The following is a 20,332-nucleotide window of genomic DNA, read 5'->3' on the forward strand; positions in this document are numbered from 1 at the left end:
TCCAGTCTGGTGTCAGACCACTTGTCCCGAAGAAACTCTGCCTTGCCTATCCCTTCGTTCCGGTGTTATCTAAGGCCAAAACGCGAGGTAAATCATCAGACAAAAGCGCCGCTTCAATAAGGTGAACATCGAGATCAGCAATATCTGCAACCTGCAGTGCAGCTTCTGTCCTCCGGTAGAGCGCGAGAAAAAAATGATGAGCCTGGAGATCTTTCGTTCCGTGATTGAACAAGTAGCCCCACTAACAGATCAGGTGACACTGCATCTGATGGGGGATCCATTGGTACACCCGCGACTGGCCGAGTTTATCAATATCTGCAAAGAACATGAGGTTCCGGTCTTCTTTGTGACCAATGGGGTTTTGCTGAACGAGCAAAAGGAAGAGCTGCTGCTTGATAAAACTATCCGCCAGATCAACTTTTCTTTGCACAGCTTTCACGATAACTATGGTGACAAAGATCCTACGATTTATCTAAACAAGATTTTCAGGTTCACCGAAAGAGCTTTTATTGAAAGACCTGATCTCTACATCAATTATCGCCTTTGGAATTTGGACGAACCCTTAGGGGTTGGCTTGCAAAATCGTTCAATGTTGGATCGAGTTTGCACGCATTTCGAATTCTCATTTAATGAAAATATCGACGTTCGCCGACAAAAGAGCGTGCGCATCAAAAATCGCCTGCACCTGCACTTTGATACCGAGTTCACATGGCCCGCATTGGATCTGCCTCTTCTGGGAGAGCGGGGCACCTGCTATGGACTGACCAGTCATTTTGGCGTTTTGGCTGACGGCACCGTGGTGCCGTGCTGCCTGGACAAAGAAGGTAAAATTCCTCTGGGCCGGGTGCAGGACGAATCTATCGAATCAATCCTAAGCAACGAGCGGTCTCAAAAAATTCTCAACGGTTTTAAAAACAACAAGCTGACCGAAAATCTTTGTCAGCGCTGCAACTATATCACCCGTTTTAAGTAAGCAGGCTGCCTACAGCGCCCAACCTTCATGTTCAAAGCTTGCTGAATAGCTTTGCAGAGCTTTATGAATAATTCCTTGTCCCTTTTTTAGATCACCAGCTCGAAGCTTTGCCGCTCCCTTTAAAAGATCTGCCAAGATCGGATGAATTGCCGCATCAGCCTTCGGCTCTAGTTTGCAGGTCTTAAAAATATCATTCACAGTGCTTTCAATCGTTTCACCCGCTTTCACAACTGAAGCTTTGCTGATTCCTTTTTCGTGCAAACTCTTTGCCGTCTTTAAAAGGGCATCCATTCTTGGCTTCAGTGTTTCGTCAGCTTTGAATTTTTCTCCTGCATTCTTGGCAGCCCCAGAAGAATGCTTGGGATCCAATGCATGATGATCGTGTGATTGTGCAGTGACCTGCAGACTGGTAGCCAAGACCAAAGTGAACAGAACAAAAATCCCGCAAAGTGTTTTCATTTTTACTCCTTGTTTCCAGAGTATTCTTCCTTAGTATCTTGTCATTCTCAAGCACACCGCGATCATTTCCTCCGTAACTCCGGGGTGGATTCATGACATATTCTGCAGTTTCAACTGGTTTTCACTAGAACTCATTCGTAAAATTTTGTAACTATATGCACATGAGCAGGTCAAATAAAGTCAACATCCTGGTTCTTGTCCTCTTCGGTATTGTGATCGGCCTAGGCTGCTATTCATTCATCTATGCCAAGGGTTATTCCTATATGTCAGATGACCCAAAGGCCTGCGTCAATTGTCACATCATGCAAGACAATCTGAATTCCTGGCAAAAGTCTGCTCACCATCACGTTGCTAAATGCAATGACTGTCATCTGCCCCACAACATTGTCGGAAAGTACGCCGTTAAAGCCCTGAATGGCTGGGCTCACTCGTCCGCCTTCACACTGCAGAACTTCCATGAGCCGATCCTGATCAAGGAGCACAGCCTGCAAGTGGTGAAAAATTCCTGCCTCACCTGTCATCAACCCATGGTGCAAGCCATGGATCGATCCAATGCTAATCACAACGAAGATGCCAACTGTCTGCACTGCCATCGCGGCGTCGGCCACGCAAGATAAGGAGTTCTGCTATGAACAAAAATAAATGGATGTTTCTCGCCGTCGGTGGTGCTGCTATTGCCACCGTCTTGGTCACAGCGCTCCTGGTAAATATCTTCGAAAGAAAATCTGAAGGAAAAAATCCGTTCTATCGTGTTGTTGAAATCAACGACGAGATCGACGATCCGGCAGTTTGGGGCAAGAACTTCCCTCATCAGTATGATTCTTACATGAAAACCGCGGACATGACTCATACCAAGTACGGCGGTTCTGAGGCCTTCCCTCACATCCCGACTGACAAAGATCCCCGCGACAAAGTTTCCACGCAAAAGCTGGATGAAGATCCACGCCTGAAAATCATGTGGGCAGGATACGCCTTCGCCAAAGATTTCCGCGAAGAACGTGGACATGCTTACATGCTGGTCGATCAGATGTTTACTGAGCGCCAAAACGTTGTCCAACAACCGGGCACTTGCTTGAACTGCCACGCCTCCTTGTACACTCTTTACAAAAAGCTGGGTAATGGCGACATCACCAAGGGCTTTGAGGAAATGAACAAGATTCCATACAAGGACATTGTTCACTCTGTGAAACACCCCGTGTCCTGTATTGACTGTCATGACCCGTCCACAATGGCATTGCGAGTGACTCGCCCCGCCTTCATGGAAGGCATCAAGGCTGTCAAAGCCAAAGAAGGCATCAAAGAGTATGATGTGAACAAAATGGCTTCCCGTCAGGAAATGCGCAGCTTCGTGTGCGGCCAGTGTCACGTTGAATACTACTTTAAAGGTCCGGACAAACGCTTGGTGTACCCATGGGCCAAAGGTTTGAAAGCTGACGACATCATGGCTTACTACAAAGAAGATGGTCACAAGGACTGGGTGCACGCTATGACGGGCGCTGAAGTTCTTAAAGCCCAGCATCCTGAGTTTGAAATGTTCAACCAGGGAACTCACGCTCGCGCCGGTGTTGCCTGCGTGGATTGCCATATGCCTTACAAACGCGTCGGTGCCATGAAAATCACAGACCACCACGTACAAAGCCCGTTGCTGAATCTTAACAAGGCTTGCCAGACTTGCCACAATGTTCCGGAAAACGAGCTGAAGTCCCGCGTGGAAACCATTCAAGACCGTCACATCCAATTGCGTAATGTGGCCTTCGATGCTTTGGTGGACTACATCAACGACTTGAAAGAGTTCAAAGATGTGGATCTGAAGAAAACTCCAAACACCACTCTGGCCAACGCTCGTGCCCTGCAGAAGGAAGCTCAATTCCTGTTTGATTTCGTTGAAGCAGAAAACTCTTCCGGCTTCCATGCTCCTCAGGAATCAGCACGTATTCTGGGACTTTCCATTGAGAAAGTTCGCGAAGGTCAAAAGTTAGTGGCTGAGCTTCGCAGAAGCAAAGTCACTGGAAAATAGGTTCCGGTGTTCCGCTCTGTCCTGAAGTTCTTTGCTTCTCTTCAATTGGCAGTGGTGATCATTGCCACCCTTGCGGTCCTGATATCCGTGGGCACCTTTATGGAAGCCCGCTATGATGCCTGGACCGCCAAGAATCTGATTTACAGTTCCATCTGGATGTACCTGACCTTGGGGCTTCTGGTGATCAGCCTTGTGGCGGTCATCGTGGATCGCTGGCCCTGGAAGCCCCGCCATGCGGCTTTTATCTTCGCCCACATCGGTATCATTGTTATTCTTTATGGATCTTTGCTGACACAGCTTTTCGGCGTTGACGGAACTGTGCGCCTGCCTCGTTCGGGTGAACCCGTCAAGGAAGTCACCTTGCAAGACACGGAACTGATCGTGTATCGCTCTCGCAACGGCGACAACTATGAACAGGTCTTCCGCGAAGATGTTAATTTTTTGAAAAAACCCGTCACCGCCAAGCATCCCTATCTGATCAAAGCCAAGGGATTGGATTTTGAGCTGTTAGAGTCCATTGATTATGGCCAAGCTCAAGTCAAGGTGGAGGAATCTCCCAGCTCACAAAGTGGTGCTGCCATCCGCTATCAACTTTCCAATGCCAACGTCAGCGAAATCGATTGGCTGATTCAGCGAAATCTTTTTGAGCGCGCTGAAAAGCAAGTAGGCCCCGTCCTTATCACTATGGGTGGCCTGTGGGATCGAACCTCCGAGATCAATGAAATTCGTCTGTATCAGGATCAACGCCAAGCCCTTAACTATGCCCTGTACAGCAAGGAAAGCCCCACTCCCTTCAAAAAGGGACAATTGAAAGAAGGCGACACCATTCAAACCGGCTGGATGGGACTGGAGATGAAGGCACTTCGTTATTTTTCAAAAGCTCAGCAAAAATATGAAGTCAAAGCGCTGGACCGGCCCACACCCAACACCCGCCCGTCGGCGCGAGTTCGCTACAATGGCCAGGAAAGTTATTTGCTCCTGAACGACTACATCAAAGTCTTCACGGACGAATGGGTTTATTTGGTGGCATACACCAACAAACGGGTCCCCTTGGGTTTTGAAATATCTTTGGCTAACTTTAAAAAGTCCGACTATCCCGGCACCATGCGCGCCATGGCTTATCAAAGCGAAGTCCATTACGGCGATAATGAAAAAGCTGTGATCTCGATGAATGAACCCCTGAAGTACAAGTCCTTTTACCTGTATCAGGCCAGCTTTGAAGAGTCCCCGACCGGCCAGGCCCGGGCCTCGATCCTGTCGGTCAATCACGATCCAGGCAGAATCTGGAAGTACTCAGGATCATTGATGATGTGTCTCGGAGTGATCCTTTTATTCTATTTCCGCAAAAGACGCTCCTCCTAAATAATATTACCCGGGTGATATTGACTTTCTATTTTACCCTGGTAATATTCTTCATAGAAGGAAGGTCCCTCTATGAAGTTTTCAAGCTATCAAAAGTTTGTCATCGCCTTGCTGGCATTCTTGCAGTTCACTATTATTTTAGACTTTATGATTCTGTCCCCATTAGGGGCCTTGCTAATGCCCGCACTCAAGATCACGGCCTCGCAATTTGGGACCGTGGTTTCCGCCTATGCCATCAGTGCTGCGGTTTCCAGTATGCTCACGGCCGGCTTTGCCGATCGATTTGACCGTAAGAAGTTGCTGCTGTTTTTCTATTGCGGCTTCATCCTGGGCACCTTGTTCTGTGCGCTGGCCCCGAATTACACCCTGCTGCTGACAGCACGGATTGTCACAGGCATCTTTGGTGGCGTGATCGGCTCGATCTCTTTTGCCATTATGACCGACATCTTCCCCCTGGAGCAACGAGGGCGGGTCATGGGCTTTATGCAAACCGCGTTTGCCGCCAGTCAGGTTTTGGGATTGCCGATTGGCCTTTATCTTTCCAACCTGTGGGGCTGGCATGCTCCCTTCCTGATGATCGTGGCCGTCAGCGTGATCGCCGGCGTTTTTATCTGGCGCTATCTGCAACCACTCACAGGACACCTGGCTTTACAGGTCGATAAAAAGGCCTCTTTGCATCTGTGGCACACCTTGACCGATCGACAGTACACTTTGCCTTTTCTGGCAACGGCTTTACTGTCTATCGGAGGTTTTATGATTATGCCTTTTGCCAGTGCCTTCACGGTGAACAATCTGGGAATTAGCATGGAAAAGCTGCCCGCCATTTATATGATCACAGGCCTGGCTTCAATCCTGATTGGCCCCTTGATCGGCAAAGCCAGTGACTCCTATGGGGGTATGAAGGTTTTCTTCTTTGGAACCCTGGTCAGCTCAGTCATGGTGATGATTTACACTCACCTGGGGGCAACACCTCTGTGGCTGGTGATTGCAGTGAACGTAGCAATGTTCGTGGGCATTTTCTCTCGCATGATCCCGTCACAGACACTGATGTCAGCCATTCCGTCGCCAGCCAATCGCGGTTCATTCATGTCAGTCAGTTCATCTTTGCAACAATTGGCAGGAGGTTTGGGCGCCATCATCGCCGGAGCCATTGTTGTCCAGGAAAGCTCTGGGATGATCCGGCATTTTGAAGTGATCGGCTATATCATGGTGACCCTGGGTCTGCTGATCCTGGGTATGATGTTCTTTATCAATCGAGCTGTTGAAAATTTGAAATCTTCACGAAAGGAGTCTTTATGACGCCACAATCAAACCGCCCCTGTACGGCTTTTGCCAACAATAAAATAATTGCTACTGGTGACATTCAGGAGGTGGCTTTGAAAGTTAAAAGCTTCCTGAACGACAACAAAGGCAATGTCCTGATTTTTGATGACACTACCAGTGCCCAGATCGAACTGGATCTGCGTGGAACCACGGAAGCTGTCGCCCGTCGTTTGGAAAAAGCTCTGGAGCCCGAAGAAAAGAAGTCAGGTCCAGGCCGCCCCAAACTAGGTGTGATTTCCAAAGAGATCACATTGCTGCCTCAGCATTGGGAATGGCTGGCCCTGCAACCCGGTGGAGCTTCGGTGACTTTGCGCAAATTAATTGAAGAGGCCAAAAAGAAAAACGCCCACAAAGATCAACTCCGTCAAGCGCAAGAAGCCACATATAAATTTATGCATGCAATGGCTGGAGATCTGCCAGATTACGAAGAAGCCCTGCGGGCGCTCTATGCTGGAGATGAAAAGAAATTTGAAAAGATGATAGCGACCTGGCCCACTGACATTAAAAAACATACGGGAAAGCTTGCGCAAAACGCATTTTAATATTTTGAAAAGGAGCGCTGACTCTGCGAGCAGCGCCCCTGGGAACCATTCCCACAGTTGAGGATCGCAACCTTAGATTTATTTTCGATTTTCGCTCGGACCTCTGGTCATCACCGTATAGCTATAAATCTTCCCCAGTTCGTCTGCTTCAAGCTGAAGTTCGCGTTCCGCTCTATCGGGATCACGAATGGAGTATTTCTCTGGACGCCTCGGATGAAAGCCTTTCCTTGGGACGAGCCGAGTTTCAACTTGGCAAAGAATCCCTTTTTCTAAACAATGCCCTGCTGACTCAAAGTATTGGTTTGGGTGCGAAAAAAGATTTTGCAAATGGCAGCTCAATCAGTGTTTTCAGCTCTTATGCCACGGCCAGTGACGAACCCTACGGAGCCGATCGCGACACCTGGATTGACAGCACCGTCATCTACCAGTCTCATAAAATTGAAAATCATCGCTGGCTGATTGCCGCAGATCGCAGCAAAAATCGTGGCATTGCCAATGGTCGGGTCTTTCCTTATATCGGCGTGATCTATGAACCTGAATCCGACTTCCAAGCCGTCTTTGGCTTCCCGTTTTTACAGTTAAGTTGGGGGCATCCGGAAAACCGCAAGATCCTGTTTCATCTGACTCCGTTTGGAAGCCGTGTGGAGCTTGAGAAAAAACTGCCTGATGATTTCATCGCCAAGGTCCGATTGGGCATGACCCTTCATTCCTACCTGCACAAAGAACGCTTGGATGAAGATGACCGCCTGTATTTTCAGGAAGTGTCCATTTCCGGACAAATTCGCAAGAATGTGACCAGCACCACGGGCGTTCTTTTTGGACTGGGCTATGCCTTTGAAAGACATCTCTATGAAACGGAAGTGGTCTATTCTCCGAATTCCAAGATGATCCGCTTTGATAATGACTTCTTTGGACGCCTGGCGATGGAGTTTCGCCTATGAAAAAAATCCTGCTGGCTCTGGCAAGCTTTCAACTTCTTAGCTCTTGTGCCCCGTTTATGGATTCACCCTTTTCGGATCAGCTGCTGCGTCCTGAACGCAGCCTGAATGCTCACGCCACCTCACGCATCCCAAACGTCAGTGCTGATGGCGTTTTGCGTATCGCCGTCTTTTCGGACTCGCACCAGAACTACAAAGAACTGGATAAAGCCACCTACACCATCAATCAAACCAAAGACATTGATTTTGTCGCCAATCTGGGTGACTTCACCAACTCCGGATACAACCTGGAATACGATCAGTTTATTGACGCTGTTGAACATATCAAACATCCCACAATCATGGCCTTGGGAAACCACGATGCCATTGGTGCGGGCCTCCAGTTGTTCCGCAAGGCCTTTGGTCCCACCAATTTCCATTTTGAATCTGGCGGATATCGTTTTATTTTCTTCAACTCTAACAATCTGGAAAATCCAGATGATTTCAGCCCGGAATGGCTGAAGGACGCAGTTACTAGTTCAAGCCTTCCTGTCCTTATTTTTTCGCACGTACAGTTGCGCGATCAGGATCGCTTCTTTGGCAAAGATGCAATACTGCTCAACGATGTCATCAGCAACAATAAGGTGAAGGTCATCTTCAATGGCCACAACTATGTTTATAACCTGATCATGGATAGTGGCACGGTGATGATGCAGTGTGGACGCGTTGAAGCCCCAGGTGATGCGCACTGGCTTTTGGTGGAAATTACCGGCAATAACTTCTGCGTAAAACGCATGGACACAAAGGAGAGCGCTTGCGAAACCTTAAAGCTCTGATCTTCTTTGCCGTTCTGACGACAAGCCTTCAGGCTCCGGCTGCCGATTGGCGCGCCTTGTTTGAGCGTGCGGGATTTCTGGGTAAATATGCCATTGGTGCCAGCTATGAGTGGGCCCCGGAACATGCGGTCAGCTATCTGCTGGGCAATTATCAGATTGAGGGTGAAGACTTTTATCAGTCGAATTTGATTTACCGCTATTCCCGCTGGAACACGGACTTCTTTGGACACCATTGGCGTCCTTTGCAGTTCGGACTGTTCCTGGTCTATGCCATGAATAATCAAAAGTACTTCCTGAAATCGCCGGACAAGTATCCCTATGCCGACTACTATGATGAAACGGCGTTACGATATGGCGTGGAATTCGGGACAACCCTGACCTTTATGCCTTCACGTTTGGGACTGGGATATTACATCCGCGTTTTTGACAACGGCGTGATCGCAAATTTCAATAACTCAAAAAGAGACCTTCAGTACTATATTTCTTCGGGCCTGTCTTTGCAGTACTTGTTCTAAAAGCAAACTTAAGTCTTAAATCGGTGTGTGATAAGACCATGCGTTGGATCATAAGGAGAAACTCCGACCGTGACCCGATCGCCAACGACCACTTTAATCTTGAATCTTTTCATTTTCCCACACAAGCGAGCGCGAATAGCGACTCCGTTTTCCAGTGTGATAAAATAAACTCCACCACCGGAAAGATCAGACACCTTTCCATCAATCATAACCAGATCATCTTTAGCCATGGTCCCCCCTTTAGAAATGAAAAGGCCGGTATAACACCGGCCTTTTATCACGGTGTATAGAGCAAACTATTAACGACGGTTGGAACCCCAACTGCTGGTATTACGACGGAATCCACCACCGGAGCGTGGTTCTTGAGGCTTAGCTTCAGAAATATTCATCGCTCTGCCCTCGCAGTCCATTCCATTTAGTTTTTCAATAACAGCTTGAGCTTCGCTGTCTGAGGACATTTCAACAAAAGCAAAGCCTTTGCTGCGCCCAGTTTCGCGATCCGTGATAACGTTCACTGAGTCAACTGTGCCGATCTCAGAAAACATTTCAGTAAGACGATCTGAACTCACCGTGAATGATAAATTTCCGACGTATAATTTCTTTCCCATTTTTGCCTCCTTAAAAAGCTAGGGGCCATTCGCAGAAGACAAAAGGGCATCTAATGAACTGTGTGAACGACTATGTGATGGCAGTAGAACACATCGAGTCCTATATAGATATAGCTAATACTGATATTTGAAGTTTCTATTAAACAGCGCTCTCAAGTCCAACACCGCGTCTCTGGTGAATTTCATGTTCAAGTCTTAAGACTAATGACACATCAGAAACGCGAGGAGCACATAGTTTTTGCGCGCACAGAGTTCATCTCTGAGGAACAGAAGATCCCACGACCTGTCAATGAATCCACTTTCAATCTGAAGGCCTCTGCGCCCAACTGAATTTCAGACAGAGCATTGATTCCGGCAATACGCTGAGCTGCTTTCATGCCCGGCATCGGCGCCACACGCGCATGAGTATTCGTCAAAGGAATGACTTCCACAGCGTCAATTTTTACTTTCCCAGAGTAAGGATCACGCTCCAGATACAAACGGGAGAACATGCCCCAGTCCGTGTTGATATCAAGTTTTTTGGTGATATCCGCAGATCCCAGCATCAGGTAATTTCCCAAACTATAGAAAATCATTCCATCAGCCTTTTTTTGAATCGGACGAATCACATGGGGATGGTGACCAATGATCAAATTCACACCGCCGTGTTTCAGAGCATATTCAAAACGAGTGCGCTGCCCCACATCCAACTCGGTCTTTCCTTCCGTTCCAAAATGAATGGATAAAATTTTAAAGTCAGCTTTGCTTTTAGCGAAGTTCTGCACCAATTGCTGATAGTCCCGGTCATCACGAATGAACAACATTCCCGGACGGTCATTGCGAGCCTGGAACTGAGGATCACCAATGGAAGCCGTGGCAAAAGCAAAACGAATTCCGTTCAGGTCAAACTCCAAAGGTTTGATCAGATCCTGCCTGAAACCAACACCATGATAGGCAATGCGAGGATTTTGCTGGCGCAGTTCTGCCATTTCGAGGGCCGTCTGACGAATACCAGGATGGCCATAGTCATAGGTGTGATTGTTCGCGAGATTAAACAGATTAAATCCCAGGTCGATCAGATTCTGGATGGCATTGGGATGGCTTTTAAAGGCAAACTTTTTGTCTTCATCCGAAAGATCGTTACTGGAAGACACCACAGTTTCAATATTGGCGAAGTTCAGATCACCGTTGATGAGCGGTTTCAGATTCTGGGTGAAGGACTTCCATGAGATTCGCTCAGCTCCGTACTGCACGCCATCGGCATAGACGGCATTGCGATTCTTATTAAAATTGACGTCTCCTCCCATTGTCAGCACCACATCTGCGGAAACCGTCTGACAAAGACCTAACAACATAGAAGTAAGGAGATAGAAATATCTTTTTCCCATCCCAATCTAAGATTCAAGGGCCATGCCCCCTGAAGAGCGTTATAGAGGTTCTGACACCCTATTTAGAGCCTGACAAATGGACACTGCCCCAATTTGTCAGCTCTCTGCAAAGAGCAGCCTGAAAAAGGCTGCTCTTTAGGGATCTATTTTCCTGACAAGCAAGCCGTAATAGCACGCTTAAACTCGCTGGATCCAGTCACGGACGTTCCAGAGTTGGTATAGCGGGCTCCGAGCTTCACCATGTACTCAGCTCGGCAACCGCCATGCGTATTGATTCCCACAACTTCGTTGGTCTTTTCATTGATGACCGGCGATCCCCAGCTTCCGTAAGAAGTATCCGCATCGTGCTCGATGATTTCTGGAATCAGAAAGATACCGGCCTTAACCAGCTTCCCGTAAGAAACCTGCTGCGCAAAGTGCATTGTCTCAGGATATTTGCTGGCAGGGATATTGCCCTGACGGATGTCATAAGTGTCGTTCAACGCATACGCATACTGAACAACGCGAATTGGATCGCCGCTCTGGGATTTCTTATCCGCCAGGCGATAGAAGCCTTGAACATCACCCGCATTTTTTTGAGTGACTTTGTTTGGATGCAAACGCAGCACGGCCCACTGATTACCAATGCCACCACGCTTGAAGACTGTCGCACTTTTATCCACGTAATATACATCTTCAGAAGAAGATGCCTGGGAGATTCCCGCGACAGAAGCCGGAACATTGAATTCAACCAAATCACGATCCTGTGCACATTCACCGATCGTAATAACACAGCTTGGCCCAACCAACGTGGCACCACAGCCGGACTTCGCCCCTTCCTTCACCAGTCTTCCCACTTTAGAGTCAAAGGAAGGAACACGATCATCCGCTTTGCCGCAAATTTCTGCCTGCGCCATACTCGCAGACAGCAGCATACCAAGAGCCACATTAAGAACTTTCATCATCAAAACCTCCGTAAAAAAATTTGCTGCAACATCATTTTGCGCAAAGATTTTGTCTAGAAGAAAACAAGGAGTGCAACAATTAGACGCGGCTTTGATCGAATGAAAACTTCGAACACTTCTCTAGGGATGCAGTTGAGAATCCCGGTCATGCTCTTTTTCGTGAGGTGCCCGGTAGGTGGTTTGTCTCCAGTTCTTGTTGGCTGCATCCAAATCTTGTCGCACTTTTTTCAACGACACTCCCATTCCGATAAAGCTCAAACCAACCAGTATCAAATCCACTCCGACAAAAGTTCCGATGGTCCAAAAAGCCGAAGCCGGAAATGTCAAAAGCACAATACTGCCGAGCAGGAATGACATCACCCCACTGGTGGCCAACCAGCCCCACCCCAAAGAACGTTCACTCAATGCACCAATTAATTTGGTCAAACCAGAGGCCAACAAAAGAAAACTGACCAGCAAAGTCAGACCCAAAGTATTTTCAATCGGATTTCTTGCAATCAGAAAAGAACAGGCCAAGGCCAGAATGCCCAAGCCCAAATGAGGCCAAAGATCACCCTCTTTACGACCTTGAACGCCATAGACAATTTCAAAAATACCTGCAACACACAAGACCGCACCCAAGAACACGACCGATGCCAGCGTCGTCGCCGCGGCAAAGATCACGGCCACGATCCCCAGAAGAAGCATTACTGTTCCCAAGAAGATCATACGATTTGATGATTTCATGCGGACCTCCTATAGTAGATGGCCTACTATATCAACCTCGTCCCGATGGGTATGCGAGTAAATTGACAGTCACTGTTACTGTGCAAATGTCTACTCACACACTCGCTCCATATCTTGCAAGGCGCCCAAGCCCCCAGACCGTCAAATGAGGAATCCTTGAGTCTGAGCTAAAAAACGATCATGTCCGAAAATAGCCATTTTTTTGGCTAAAGCGATATATACTGACCCCATGAAAAAGAGCGACATCTATTATGAAGCCATGAAGGCCCGGGATCACCGTTTTGACGGCAAGTTCTTTGTCGGCGTCAAAACCACCGGGATCTATTGTCGCCCCATTTGTCCGGCAAAACCCAAAAAAGAAAATGTGGAGTTCTTTCATTCTCATCTTGAAGCGGAAAAAGCCGGATACCGCCCCTGCCTGCGCTGCCGTCCCGAAAGCGCCCCACAATCCCCGGCTTGGGTGGGAAAGTCTGCCATCGTGCAAAGAGCTGTCAAAGTTTTGAATTCTCAGGAAAGCCTCGAGTTCAATGAGGATGAGTTCGCGGCTTTGTTTGGAGTCAGCGCGCGACATCTGCGCCGTCTTTTTATTGAAGAGATTGGCAAAACCCCCAAGCAGCTTTCTTTTGAAAACCGCCTGAATCTGGCCCGAAAACTGATCGTGGAAACTTCGCTTCCCATCACCGAGGTCGCCTTTGCTGCGGGATTTGATTCCGTCCGCCGCTTCAATGATTCGTTTAAAGATCGCTTCAAGAAAGCTCCTCGAGAGGTGCGCCGTCAAAAAAATGTCATCGGCGATGCACTTCACATAACTCTGCCTTACCGCCCCCCCTTTGATTTCGAGGGCCTGATAAACTCGTATAAAAATCACCGGGTGGGAGCACTGGAGTGGTTCACCGACAATAAAATGCTGCGAGTGATTGCCCTCGGGGGAAAAGTCGGCACGGTCACGATTTCCGATGATCCGGACAGGTCCGCTTTGCTGGTGGAAATAGACTATCCCGACACTTCGATGATCCACGCCATTATTTCTCGCGTGCGCAATCTGTTTGATCTGGATTCCGATCCCGTGATTGTCGCCAACTGTCTGGAAGTGGACAAAGATATCAAAAAAATACTGAAATCCTATCCCGGGATTCGCCTGCCTTCGGGCTGGGACCCATTCGAGGTGGCGATCTCGGCCATCCTTGGACAGCTTGTCAGCGTTGAAAGAGGCCGCGCTCTGGTTGCAGATCTTATCGAACTTGCCGGAAAAGACTCTGGCCTTGTCCTGAATGAGACTCGGATCAAACTTTTCCCCACAGCGCAGGACATCTTGTCCTGCGATCTGCAATCCTTAAAAACCACCGGCGCGCGAAAACAAACTTTGTTGGAGTTTGCCAAAGCGTTGGCCGAGAAGAAAATTTCGCTAGAGCCCACGCAGGATGTGGAGCTGTTTTTAAAAAACATTCAGAACCTTCGGGGTATCGGTCCGTGGACGGCCCACTATATGGCCCTAAAAGTTTTGCGCCACACCGACACCTTTCCGGCCACTGATCTGATTCTGGCACGCGCTCTGGAAAAACATCGACAACTGAAGCTGGAACAGCTCAGCCCCTGGAAAGGTTATGTCGCCGCCCTTTTCTGGAGAAACTATACACACAAGCTGACAAAAAACCGTTCATCCAAAAAGAAAGGCCCGCGCTATGGCAAAAGCACAACTTAAAATAAAAACTCTTTTGGGTGATCTGTATCTGGTAGCCTCCGCACAAGGTTTGCAAAGCATCTTTTGGACAAAGTCAGAAATTCCTCTGCTGACAGACCCCAAGAGCGCGGAAGGCAAAGTGCTAAATCAGGCGAAAATACAACTTCAAGAATATCTGCAGGGTCGCCGCAAAAAGTTTGATCTTCCTTTGGATATGCAGGGCACAGAGTTTCAAAAGAAAGTCTGGAAAGAGCTGCTGCAAATCCCCTATGGGAAAACTCTGTCATACAAGCAACTGGCCACGGCTCTGGGAAGCCCTCAGGCCAGCCGTGCCGTCGGTACCGCCAATGGCAAAAATCCTTTGTGCATTGTCATCCCCTGCCATCGGGTGATTAACACAGACGGCGGTTTGGGAGGCTATTCCGGCGGGCTGAAAATCAAGAGTCAGCTTTTGCAGTTGGAACAAAAAGGTCTTTAAAGTAAGGAAGTCCAATCTTTCAAGACAGTCTCAGAATGGCTTTTTCTTTTGAGAACTTCCAGAAAAGGAAAATCCACCAGTTCTTCCAACGGAGTGTGAACTCCGGCCAGGCGCAGATGAAAACTTGTCGTCTGATAGCGGAAGCGCTCGCTTAAATTGAACACCACTTTCCCCAGGGCGCGCAAAGCTTTGATCTGCTTTGGCTCTAATTGACTGAGCCTCGCCAGCTCCAGCATCAGTACGACATCCTTATCTGTAAAACCTTCCCTCAAGAAATTGGAGTGCAAATACGCCAGCACCATAAATCGACTGACACCAGAGACACCTATTTCATCCAGGGCTTTTTTCAAATAAGTACGACTTTCAAACTCACAAACGTACGAATTCATTTCATACAATATACGATGAACAGCATCAGATGTTTCGGCAACACCCAAAAGTTCGCATGTGTTGGCGCAGGATTCCTCTAAAAGCATTCGCAAAACATAGTCACGCTGAGAATCCAAAGAAGCCCCCGGCTGAGCCACTGGCCCCCAGTGACGAGTCGTCACCGTGCGAATCACGGCATGACTGGCTTCATGAAAAACGTAGTTCTTTTTCAGATTTCCTTCCAGATCATCCCAAGTCAACGATTCCAGCTGTACTGGTGAAAGCTGGGTGAAAACCCCGACATTATCGACATAGGACAAAACCTTTTTTTCCAGCAGGTCTTCCAGCTGCAGCAAAGGAAATACTTCATAAAATTCATTGCGCTTATTGCTGAAGGAAAAACCAAAGTTTTCTGAGGCCTTGCGGATGGCTTGATAGAAACGATTATGTTGCATCAAGTAGCCGTCACCGAAGCTGGTTGGCAATCCCTGATTTGCGAATTTTTGATGCTGTTCCAGCAGGCGGCTGATTTTCATAATGGCATTCTGCCCTAGGACAGCGTTTCCGGTCAAACAGCCTTGCAGCGAGACCTGAAGCCCGGCTAGGAAGCCTGGGCCTCCAGCTTTCCTAGAAGCTCTGGCACGTTGAGGATCATAAAGGTCTTTTTCATTCCCGTAGCATCCGTCATCTCGACAATCTCTTTCATGTCTCCTTGCAGCGTCGCCGCGACATCAGAAGCCAGCATATTGGGCATCTTCACTTTATTAGCTTCATCCACGGTATCAATGGATTCCACAGAGTCCACCAACAAGCCATACTTTGCCTGCTGGCCTTTAATGATCAGAACACGCGAGCTGGAAGAGTCCTCAGATTGTTTCATGCCATAATAGCAGCGCAAATCAATCACAGTCACAATTTCCCCCCGCATCTTCATCATACCCACAACATAGTCCGGATAGCCCGGAGGTCTGAGAAGTTCTTCGTCAACCTTCGCGATCTCATCAATATCGCTTAGGCGCGTAGATAAAGCATAGTTCAATCTAAAGGACAGATACGGCCGTCGTTCGGTCGTTTTTGCCAAGGTCGTCTGACTTTTCTTTTCCACCTGACCATACAGCGAATCATGGCCCCGGGTAATTTCCAAAACTTCGTCGTTAGAAAGAATTTTTGATTCGTTCAAAAGAATGATGTTGGAACGATCTTTCAACGATAGTAAGCCTCGCATCATCTCGATCTTATCCTGACGGAACATCGGGATGGGCAGAATTTCCTCTTCAAAGAAGGTCACAATATTATCAACACTGTCCACCAAAAGGCCGACCTGAATTTCTTCCAGCCTCAGGACAACGATCCTTTTGGCCTCAACGTCATTGCTGATCTCCCCACCTATTTTCAAAAATTTCTGGAAATCCAGAATAGGTACGATCATTCCACGCAGATTCACCATGCCAATGCAATAGTCCACCGCCAGAACGCTTTTTTTGATTTCAGGGACACGGATAATCTCACGGATGGCCGAAATTTGCAGCCCGAACTCCAGTTCACCAGAACGAATCGTGATACACTGTCCACGCTTGGAATTACGTCGCAAATTCTCCTCATGAAGACTCGGGTTCTGGGCAAGAATCTGAGGGATATTTTCCACCTTCAGCAAAGCCTCAGGACTGATGACCTCGATAATACGATCGCCGCCATCCAGCTTAAGCACACTTTGCACGACAGACCGACGTCCCTCTGGAGGCAGATCAAAACTGGATATATCCTCAGGCTGGACATGCAGAATTTCCGATGTTGTATCGAATAATAATCCAATACGCACATCCCCCAGATGAGCAATAGCCACTTTTTTATGAGTACAGGATGGCTCGGTTTCTATCCCCAGCAAAGAGCCCATATCCACAATCGGAGTCACCCGGCCGCGCAAATTAAAAAGTCCCACCAAATAATCCGGCGCCAATGGAACTTTTGTTACTTTTTCAGGATAGTTTACAACTTCCTGCAACGAGAATATGGACAAGGCCAGTTCCGATCTTCCCAATTGGAATGACGCGAACATCTGACCATTGGAAGATTTTTTCGTTTTATTCATACTTTCCATGACTAACTCCTAGGCCGCACGCGGGATGCTTTCAATGTGGTATTCGCCACTTGATGCATCCACTCGCAGTTTGGTCCCCTGCTCACCACCAGGAACAAAGGCTACTATCCGAATACCGCGGCTTTCCAACATCTGTCGGGCCACGCGAAGATTCTCATCACCTACAACATATTTGGAATAGGCTTTTTCAACACTGATCATCTTACCGCCACCGGCCACCACGGCCTCCAGATCCGGAAAATCTGCAGAGGTGGCACCCAGACGCTCGATCATTCGCGGAATCGTCTGATCCACGTAGCGGGCGTCCGCATCTGCTTTGAACGAGTCCGCCAGAGGCAGCAGACAGTGCGCCAACGCGCACTTGCCCCTTTTCTTCCACAACAAAGCAATACCCACGCAGGAACCCAGCACTGTTTTCAAAACAGTTCCATCTTCTACAATCAGAAGCTGGCCTATGCGCACATGATGCTCTACCTTTTCCACCTTAGTCCTTTCTGTAGATCAAAGGCCGTTCAAACAAATAAGAGGTTTTAAAACGGACCAAAGACTCCGATTCCCCTAAGAATAGCTTTCCTTTCGATTGCAAGGAGCGATGGATGTTCTCCAACACCTGCAACTGTGTAGGCTCATCAAAGTAAATAAGGACATTACGCAGGAAAACCACATCAAAGAAGTTTTCCCGAAAAGGACGCTGATGCAGGTTGTGACGCTGATATTCGATATTCGCAGTTAGGACCGCGGAAGCGCGATAGCCATTTTCTGTCGCGCTGAAATACTTCCCAAAAAGATCGGGAAATTTGTTTTTAAACTCTTCGACAGATTTGCCCTTATAGATCGCAGCCTTGGCCACATCCAGAACATCGGTCGCGATATCGGAGGCATAAATGCGATACTTAAAGCTCAAATTTCTTGCCTTGAATTCCTCGCAGCTCATGGCCAAAGACAGGGCTTCCTCGCCTGTGGACGAGGCTGCCGACCAGATCTTCAAAGTCCCTCCGGGATTGCTGGCAAACCATTCCGGCAAAAATTCTTTCTGATAGTAATCCCAGATCGTGGCCGTGCGGAAAAAGAGTGTTTCATTGGTTGTGACCAAATTGACAAACTCTTGAATTCCCGTCGGTGCGGTTTCAACATGTTCGATGTATTGTTCAAAGGTTTCCAGCCCCAGAAGGCGTAAGCGCGGACGAATGCGCGCTGAAAGCAAATCTCTTTTGCGCTCTTCCATGTTAATCCCGGTATGTTCTTTGACCAAAGAAAGCAACCGTTTTAAGGTTGCTCCCTCCAGCTTTCTTGCAGATTCAGACATAACTTTACACCACAAATCTTGAGACAGTCTTATTCAGCTCCTCGGCCTCTTTCACCAAAGACCGGGTGGAGTTGGCTATGCTTTCCGAAGCTTGCGCCGACTTTTCTGATTCTGAAGCAATATGCTGAATCGAGGTGCTGACCCCGCGGGCCGCCTCAGATTGTTCTTCTGCCGCAACTGTGACCTCTGAAATGGACTGCGTGGTTTTCTCAATACCCGCCACAATCTTGCCAAAAGCCTCTCCGGCCTGTTTGGAGATGGTGCTGCCCTGTTCAACTCGTTTCACAGATTCATTGATCAGCTTGGAGATCTCTTTTGTCGCCAGTGAAGAGCGCTCGGCCAGCTTACGAACCTCGTCGGCGACAACTGAGAATCCCAGACCGTGTTCACCCGCACGAGCGGCCTCAATTGCCGCGTTGAAGGCCAGAAGATTTGTCTGACTGGCAATTTCACTGATAACTTTGATGATCTCACTGATATCTTCTGAAGACTTGTTAATCAAATCCATGGCTTCAATGGATTTGGCAATGGCCTGACTGCCCTGTTCCGCTTCTTTTTGCGTCACCTTGGCAAGTTCATTGGCCTGCTTGGTATTATCGGCAATGGAAGCGATAGACGCCGTGAACTCTTCAATAGAAGCGTTCATTTCCTCGACCGTAGCACCCAAACTTTGCGCCCCTGCCGCCACCGAGGTGGATTGTTCTGCAATGGACTTGGAAGAGGTGCCAAAGTTGTTGGCCGAAGAAACCACAATGGAAATCACCTTACGCAGATCCTCCATCATTTGCTGAATTCCCTTGGCAAGCTGGCCAATGGCATCTTCCCCGGATACTCCCACCGGAGACGTCAAGTCACCGGCCGCAGCCCTATTTACGGTGGCCAGCAAAGAATCCACCTTTGTCTGATCTTCGGTGGCTTTTCTTTTTACCGCCTGCTCCAGCTCAACCTGTTCTGTAATATCACTGGCAAATTTAACGACTTTATAAGGAACCCCGTTCATATCCATAATTGGATTGTAGGTCGCCTGAATCCAAATCTTGCGTCCGCCAGCACCAACACGCAAATAGCGACCAGAGTCGAATTCACCACGATTGAGCTTCTTCCAGAAGTCGGCATACTCCCCTGTGCGCGCAAAATCCCCATCACAGAACATACGATGGTGCTTGCCCTGAATTTCAGACAAAGCATAACCCAGAGTTTGCAGAAAGTTTTCATTGGCGGAAATAATGGTCCCGTCCAGATTAAACTCGATCACCGCCTGAGCTTTGCTGATCGCCTGGATTTTACCTTCATATTCAGAGTTCTTCATTTTTGCGGCCGTGATATCAGTCGCAAACTTGATGACTTTGCAGGGCTTCCCATCTGTATCAAAAATCGGATTATAAGAGGCGTTGATCCAAATTTCGCGCCCGCCTTTGCCAAAACGTTTGAATTCCCCAGCAACAAAATCCCCTTGCGCCAAAGTTTGCCAGAACTTTTTGTACTCTATTGTGTGGGTATAGTCCGGATCACAGAACATGGAATGATGTTGATTTTGAATTTCACCGATGGAATAACCCACAGCCTTCAAAAAATTTTCATTGGCCATCAGGATAGAGCCATCAAGATTGAACTCAATCACAGCTTGAACCCGGTGCAAAGCCTTGAGTTCCTCACGCAGAGTTTGCAGCTCTTCGGCGGAATTTGTTTCCAATTTACGTGCAGTAGTCATTGCGATTCTCCTCTATATAACAACTGTTCGGTATATTACAGGTATTAGAGGAGAGGGGGTTCTGAAGATCAAAAAATCTTAATCAACTCGACTTTTATGA

Annotated in this window: 22 protein-coding genes; 11 read left to right on the forward strand and 11 right to left on the reverse strand. The window is 48.0% G+C overall.

Annotation, left to right across the window (positions count from 1 at the left end):
• Positions 1-121 precede the first annotated feature (121 nt).
• Positions 122-973: a radical SAM/SPASM domain-containing protein gene (locus ACES2G_RS12975; protein WP_374000417.1), complete on the forward strand. Its 852-nt coding sequence runs from the start codon at positions 122-124 to the stop codon at positions 971-973.
• Between the two features lie 9 nt (positions 974-982).
• Here the strand turns inward: ACES2G_RS12975 and ACES2G_RS12980 are convergent, their stop codons facing one another.
• On the reverse strand, positions 983-1,432 hold the full coding sequence (locus tag ACES2G_RS12980; RefSeq protein ID WP_374000418.1) for a hypothetical protein: 450 nt from the start codon (positions 1,430-1,432) through the stop codon (positions 983-985).
• A 161-nt stretch (positions 1,433-1,593) separates the two neighbouring features.
• On the opposite strand from ACES2G_RS12980, the gene nrfH reads away from it, so the two are divergent.
• From nrfH to ACES2G_RS13020, 8 genes are all read left to right on the forward strand, one after another.
• On the forward strand, positions 1,594-2,049 hold the full coding sequence (gene nrfH, locus ACES2G_RS12985; RefSeq protein ID WP_374000419.1) for a cytochrome c nitrite reductase small subunit: 456 nt from the start codon (positions 1,594-1,596) through the stop codon (positions 2,047-2,049).
• 11 nt (positions 2,050-2,060) lie between these two features.
• Positions 2,061-3,449 carry an ammonia-forming cytochrome c nitrite reductase subunit c552 gene (locus ACES2G_RS12990; protein WP_374000420.1) on the forward strand — a complete coding sequence of 463 codons (1,389 nt, stop codon included), beginning with the start codon at positions 2,061-2,063 and terminating at the stop codon, positions 3,447-3,449.
• Between the two features lie 6 nt (positions 3,450-3,455).
• Positions 3,456-4,811, forward strand: a complete 1,356-nt coding sequence (locus tag ACES2G_RS12995) for a cytochrome c biogenesis protein ResB (RefSeq protein WP_374000421.1) — start codon at positions 3,456-3,458, stop codon at positions 4,809-4,811.
• Positions 4,812-4,883: 72 nt separating this feature from the next.
• Positions 4,884-6,110, forward strand: a complete 1,227-nt coding sequence (locus tag ACES2G_RS13000) for an MFS transporter (RefSeq protein ID WP_374000422.1) — start codon at positions 4,884-4,886, stop codon at positions 6,108-6,110.
• Positions 6,107-6,676 carry a DUF2239 family protein gene (locus ACES2G_RS13005; protein ID WP_347358600.1) on the forward strand — a complete coding sequence of 190 codons (570 nt, stop codon included), beginning with the start codon at positions 6,107-6,109 and terminating at the stop codon, positions 6,674-6,676. The genes ACES2G_RS13000 and ACES2G_RS13005 overlap by 4 nt, the downstream gene beginning before the upstream one ends.
• A gap of 227 nt (positions 6,677-6,903) precedes the next feature.
• Positions 6,904-7,617: a hypothetical protein gene (locus tag ACES2G_RS13010; RefSeq protein ID WP_374000423.1), complete on the forward strand. Its 714-nt coding sequence runs from the start codon at positions 6,904-6,906 to the stop codon at positions 7,615-7,617.
• Positions 7,614-8,429, forward strand: coding sequence for a metallophosphoesterase (locus ACES2G_RS13015; RefSeq protein WP_374000424.1), 816 nt, complete (start codon positions 7,614-7,616; stop codon positions 8,427-8,429). The genes ACES2G_RS13010 and ACES2G_RS13015 overlap by 4 nt, the downstream gene beginning before the upstream one ends.
• A complete protein-coding gene (locus tag ACES2G_RS13020) occupies positions 8,408-8,944 on the forward strand; it encodes a hypothetical protein (protein ID WP_374000425.1) in 537 nt (178 codons plus the stop codon). Before ACES2G_RS13015 ends, ACES2G_RS13020 begins: the two co-directional genes overlap by 22 nt.
• A gap of 8 nt (positions 8,945-8,952) precedes the next feature.
• Here ACES2G_RS13020 and infA read toward each other — a convergent pair whose 3' ends face one another.
• The 5 genes from infA to ACES2G_RS13045 form a co-directional block, all read right to left on the reverse strand.
• On the reverse strand, positions 8,953-9,174 hold the full coding sequence (infA, locus tag ACES2G_RS13025) for a translation initiation factor IF-1 (RefSeq protein ID WP_347358596.1): 222 nt from the start codon (positions 9,172-9,174) through the stop codon (positions 8,953-8,955).
• Positions 9,175-9,243: 69 nt separating this feature from the next.
• Positions 9,244-9,552, reverse strand: coding sequence for an RNA recognition motif domain-containing protein (locus ACES2G_RS13030; protein WP_374000426.1), 309 nt, complete (start codon positions 9,550-9,552; stop codon positions 9,244-9,246).
• A 212-nt stretch (positions 9,553-9,764) separates the two neighbouring features.
• On the reverse strand, positions 9,765-10,919 hold the full coding sequence (locus tag ACES2G_RS13035; protein WP_374000427.1) for a CapA family protein: 1,155 nt from the start codon (positions 10,917-10,919) through the stop codon (positions 9,765-9,767).
• A 143-nt stretch (positions 10,920-11,062) separates the two neighbouring features.
• Entirely contained in the window at positions 11,063-11,863 is an 801-nt protein-coding gene (locus ACES2G_RS13040; RefSeq protein ID WP_374000428.1) for a serine protease, read from the reverse strand.
• Positions 11,864-11,983: 120 nt separating this feature from the next.
• Positions 11,984-12,589 (reverse strand): HdeD family acid-resistance protein, encoded by a 606-nt coding sequence (locus ACES2G_RS13045; protein ID WP_374000429.1) that lies wholly within the window; start codon positions 12,587-12,589, stop codon positions 11,984-11,986.
• Between the two features lie 229 nt (positions 12,590-12,818).
• Here ACES2G_RS13045 and ACES2G_RS13050 point away from each other — a divergent pair, with 229 nt between their 5' ends.
• Both ACES2G_RS13050 and ACES2G_RS13055 read left to right on the forward strand, forming a co-directional pair.
• Positions 12,819-14,291 (forward strand): Ada metal-binding domain-containing protein, encoded by a 1,473-nt coding sequence (locus tag ACES2G_RS13050; RefSeq protein WP_374000430.1) that lies wholly within the window; start codon positions 12,819-12,821, stop codon positions 14,289-14,291.
• Positions 14,272-14,748: a methylated-DNA--[protein]-cysteine S-methyltransferase gene (locus ACES2G_RS13055; protein WP_374000431.1), complete on the forward strand. Its 477-nt coding sequence runs from the start codon at positions 14,272-14,274 to the stop codon at positions 14,746-14,748. The genes ACES2G_RS13050 and ACES2G_RS13055 overlap by 20 nt, the downstream gene beginning before the upstream one ends.
• Here ACES2G_RS13055 and ACES2G_RS13060 read toward each other — a convergent pair.
• The 5 genes from ACES2G_RS13060 to ACES2G_RS13080 all read right to left on the reverse strand — a co-directional run bounded on the left by ACES2G_RS13060 (position 14,745) and on the right by ACES2G_RS13080 (position 20,232).
• On the reverse strand, positions 14,745-15,653 hold the full coding sequence (locus tag ACES2G_RS13060) for a hypothetical protein (RefSeq protein ID WP_374000432.1): 909 nt from the start codon (positions 15,651-15,653) through the stop codon (positions 14,745-14,747). The genes ACES2G_RS13055 and ACES2G_RS13060 overlap by 4 nt on opposite strands.
• Before the next feature lie 65 nt (positions 15,654-15,718).
• The gene (locus ACES2G_RS13065) at positions 15,719-17,206 is read right to left on the reverse strand and encodes a chemotaxis protein CheW (RefSeq protein ID WP_374000433.1); all 1,488 of its coding nucleotides are present in this window, start codon (positions 17,204-17,206) and stop codon (positions 15,719-15,721) included.
• Between the two features lie 18 nt (positions 17,207-17,224).
• Positions 17,225-17,698, reverse strand: a complete 474-nt coding sequence (locus tag ACES2G_RS13070) for a chemotaxis protein CheD (protein ID WP_374000434.1) — start codon at positions 17,696-17,698, stop codon at positions 17,225-17,227.
• A 1-nt stretch (position 17,699) separates the two neighbouring features.
• Positions 17,700-18,521: a protein-glutamate O-methyltransferase CheR gene (locus ACES2G_RS13075; protein WP_374000435.1), complete on the reverse strand. Its 822-nt coding sequence runs from the start codon at positions 18,519-18,521 to the stop codon at positions 17,700-17,702.
• Between the two features lie 4 nt (positions 18,522-18,525).
• Positions 18,526-20,232 (reverse strand): methyl-accepting chemotaxis protein, encoded by a 1,707-nt coding sequence (locus ACES2G_RS13080; protein ID WP_374000436.1) that lies wholly within the window; start codon positions 20,230-20,232, stop codon positions 18,526-18,528.
• Between the last annotated feature and the right edge of the window lie 100 nt (positions 20,233-20,332).

The sequence above is a fragment of the Bdellovibrio bacteriovorus genome (assembly GCF_041888015.1).
Lineage (GTDB): Bacteria > Bdellovibrionota > Bdellovibrionia > Bdellovibrionales > Bdellovibrionaceae > Bdellovibrio.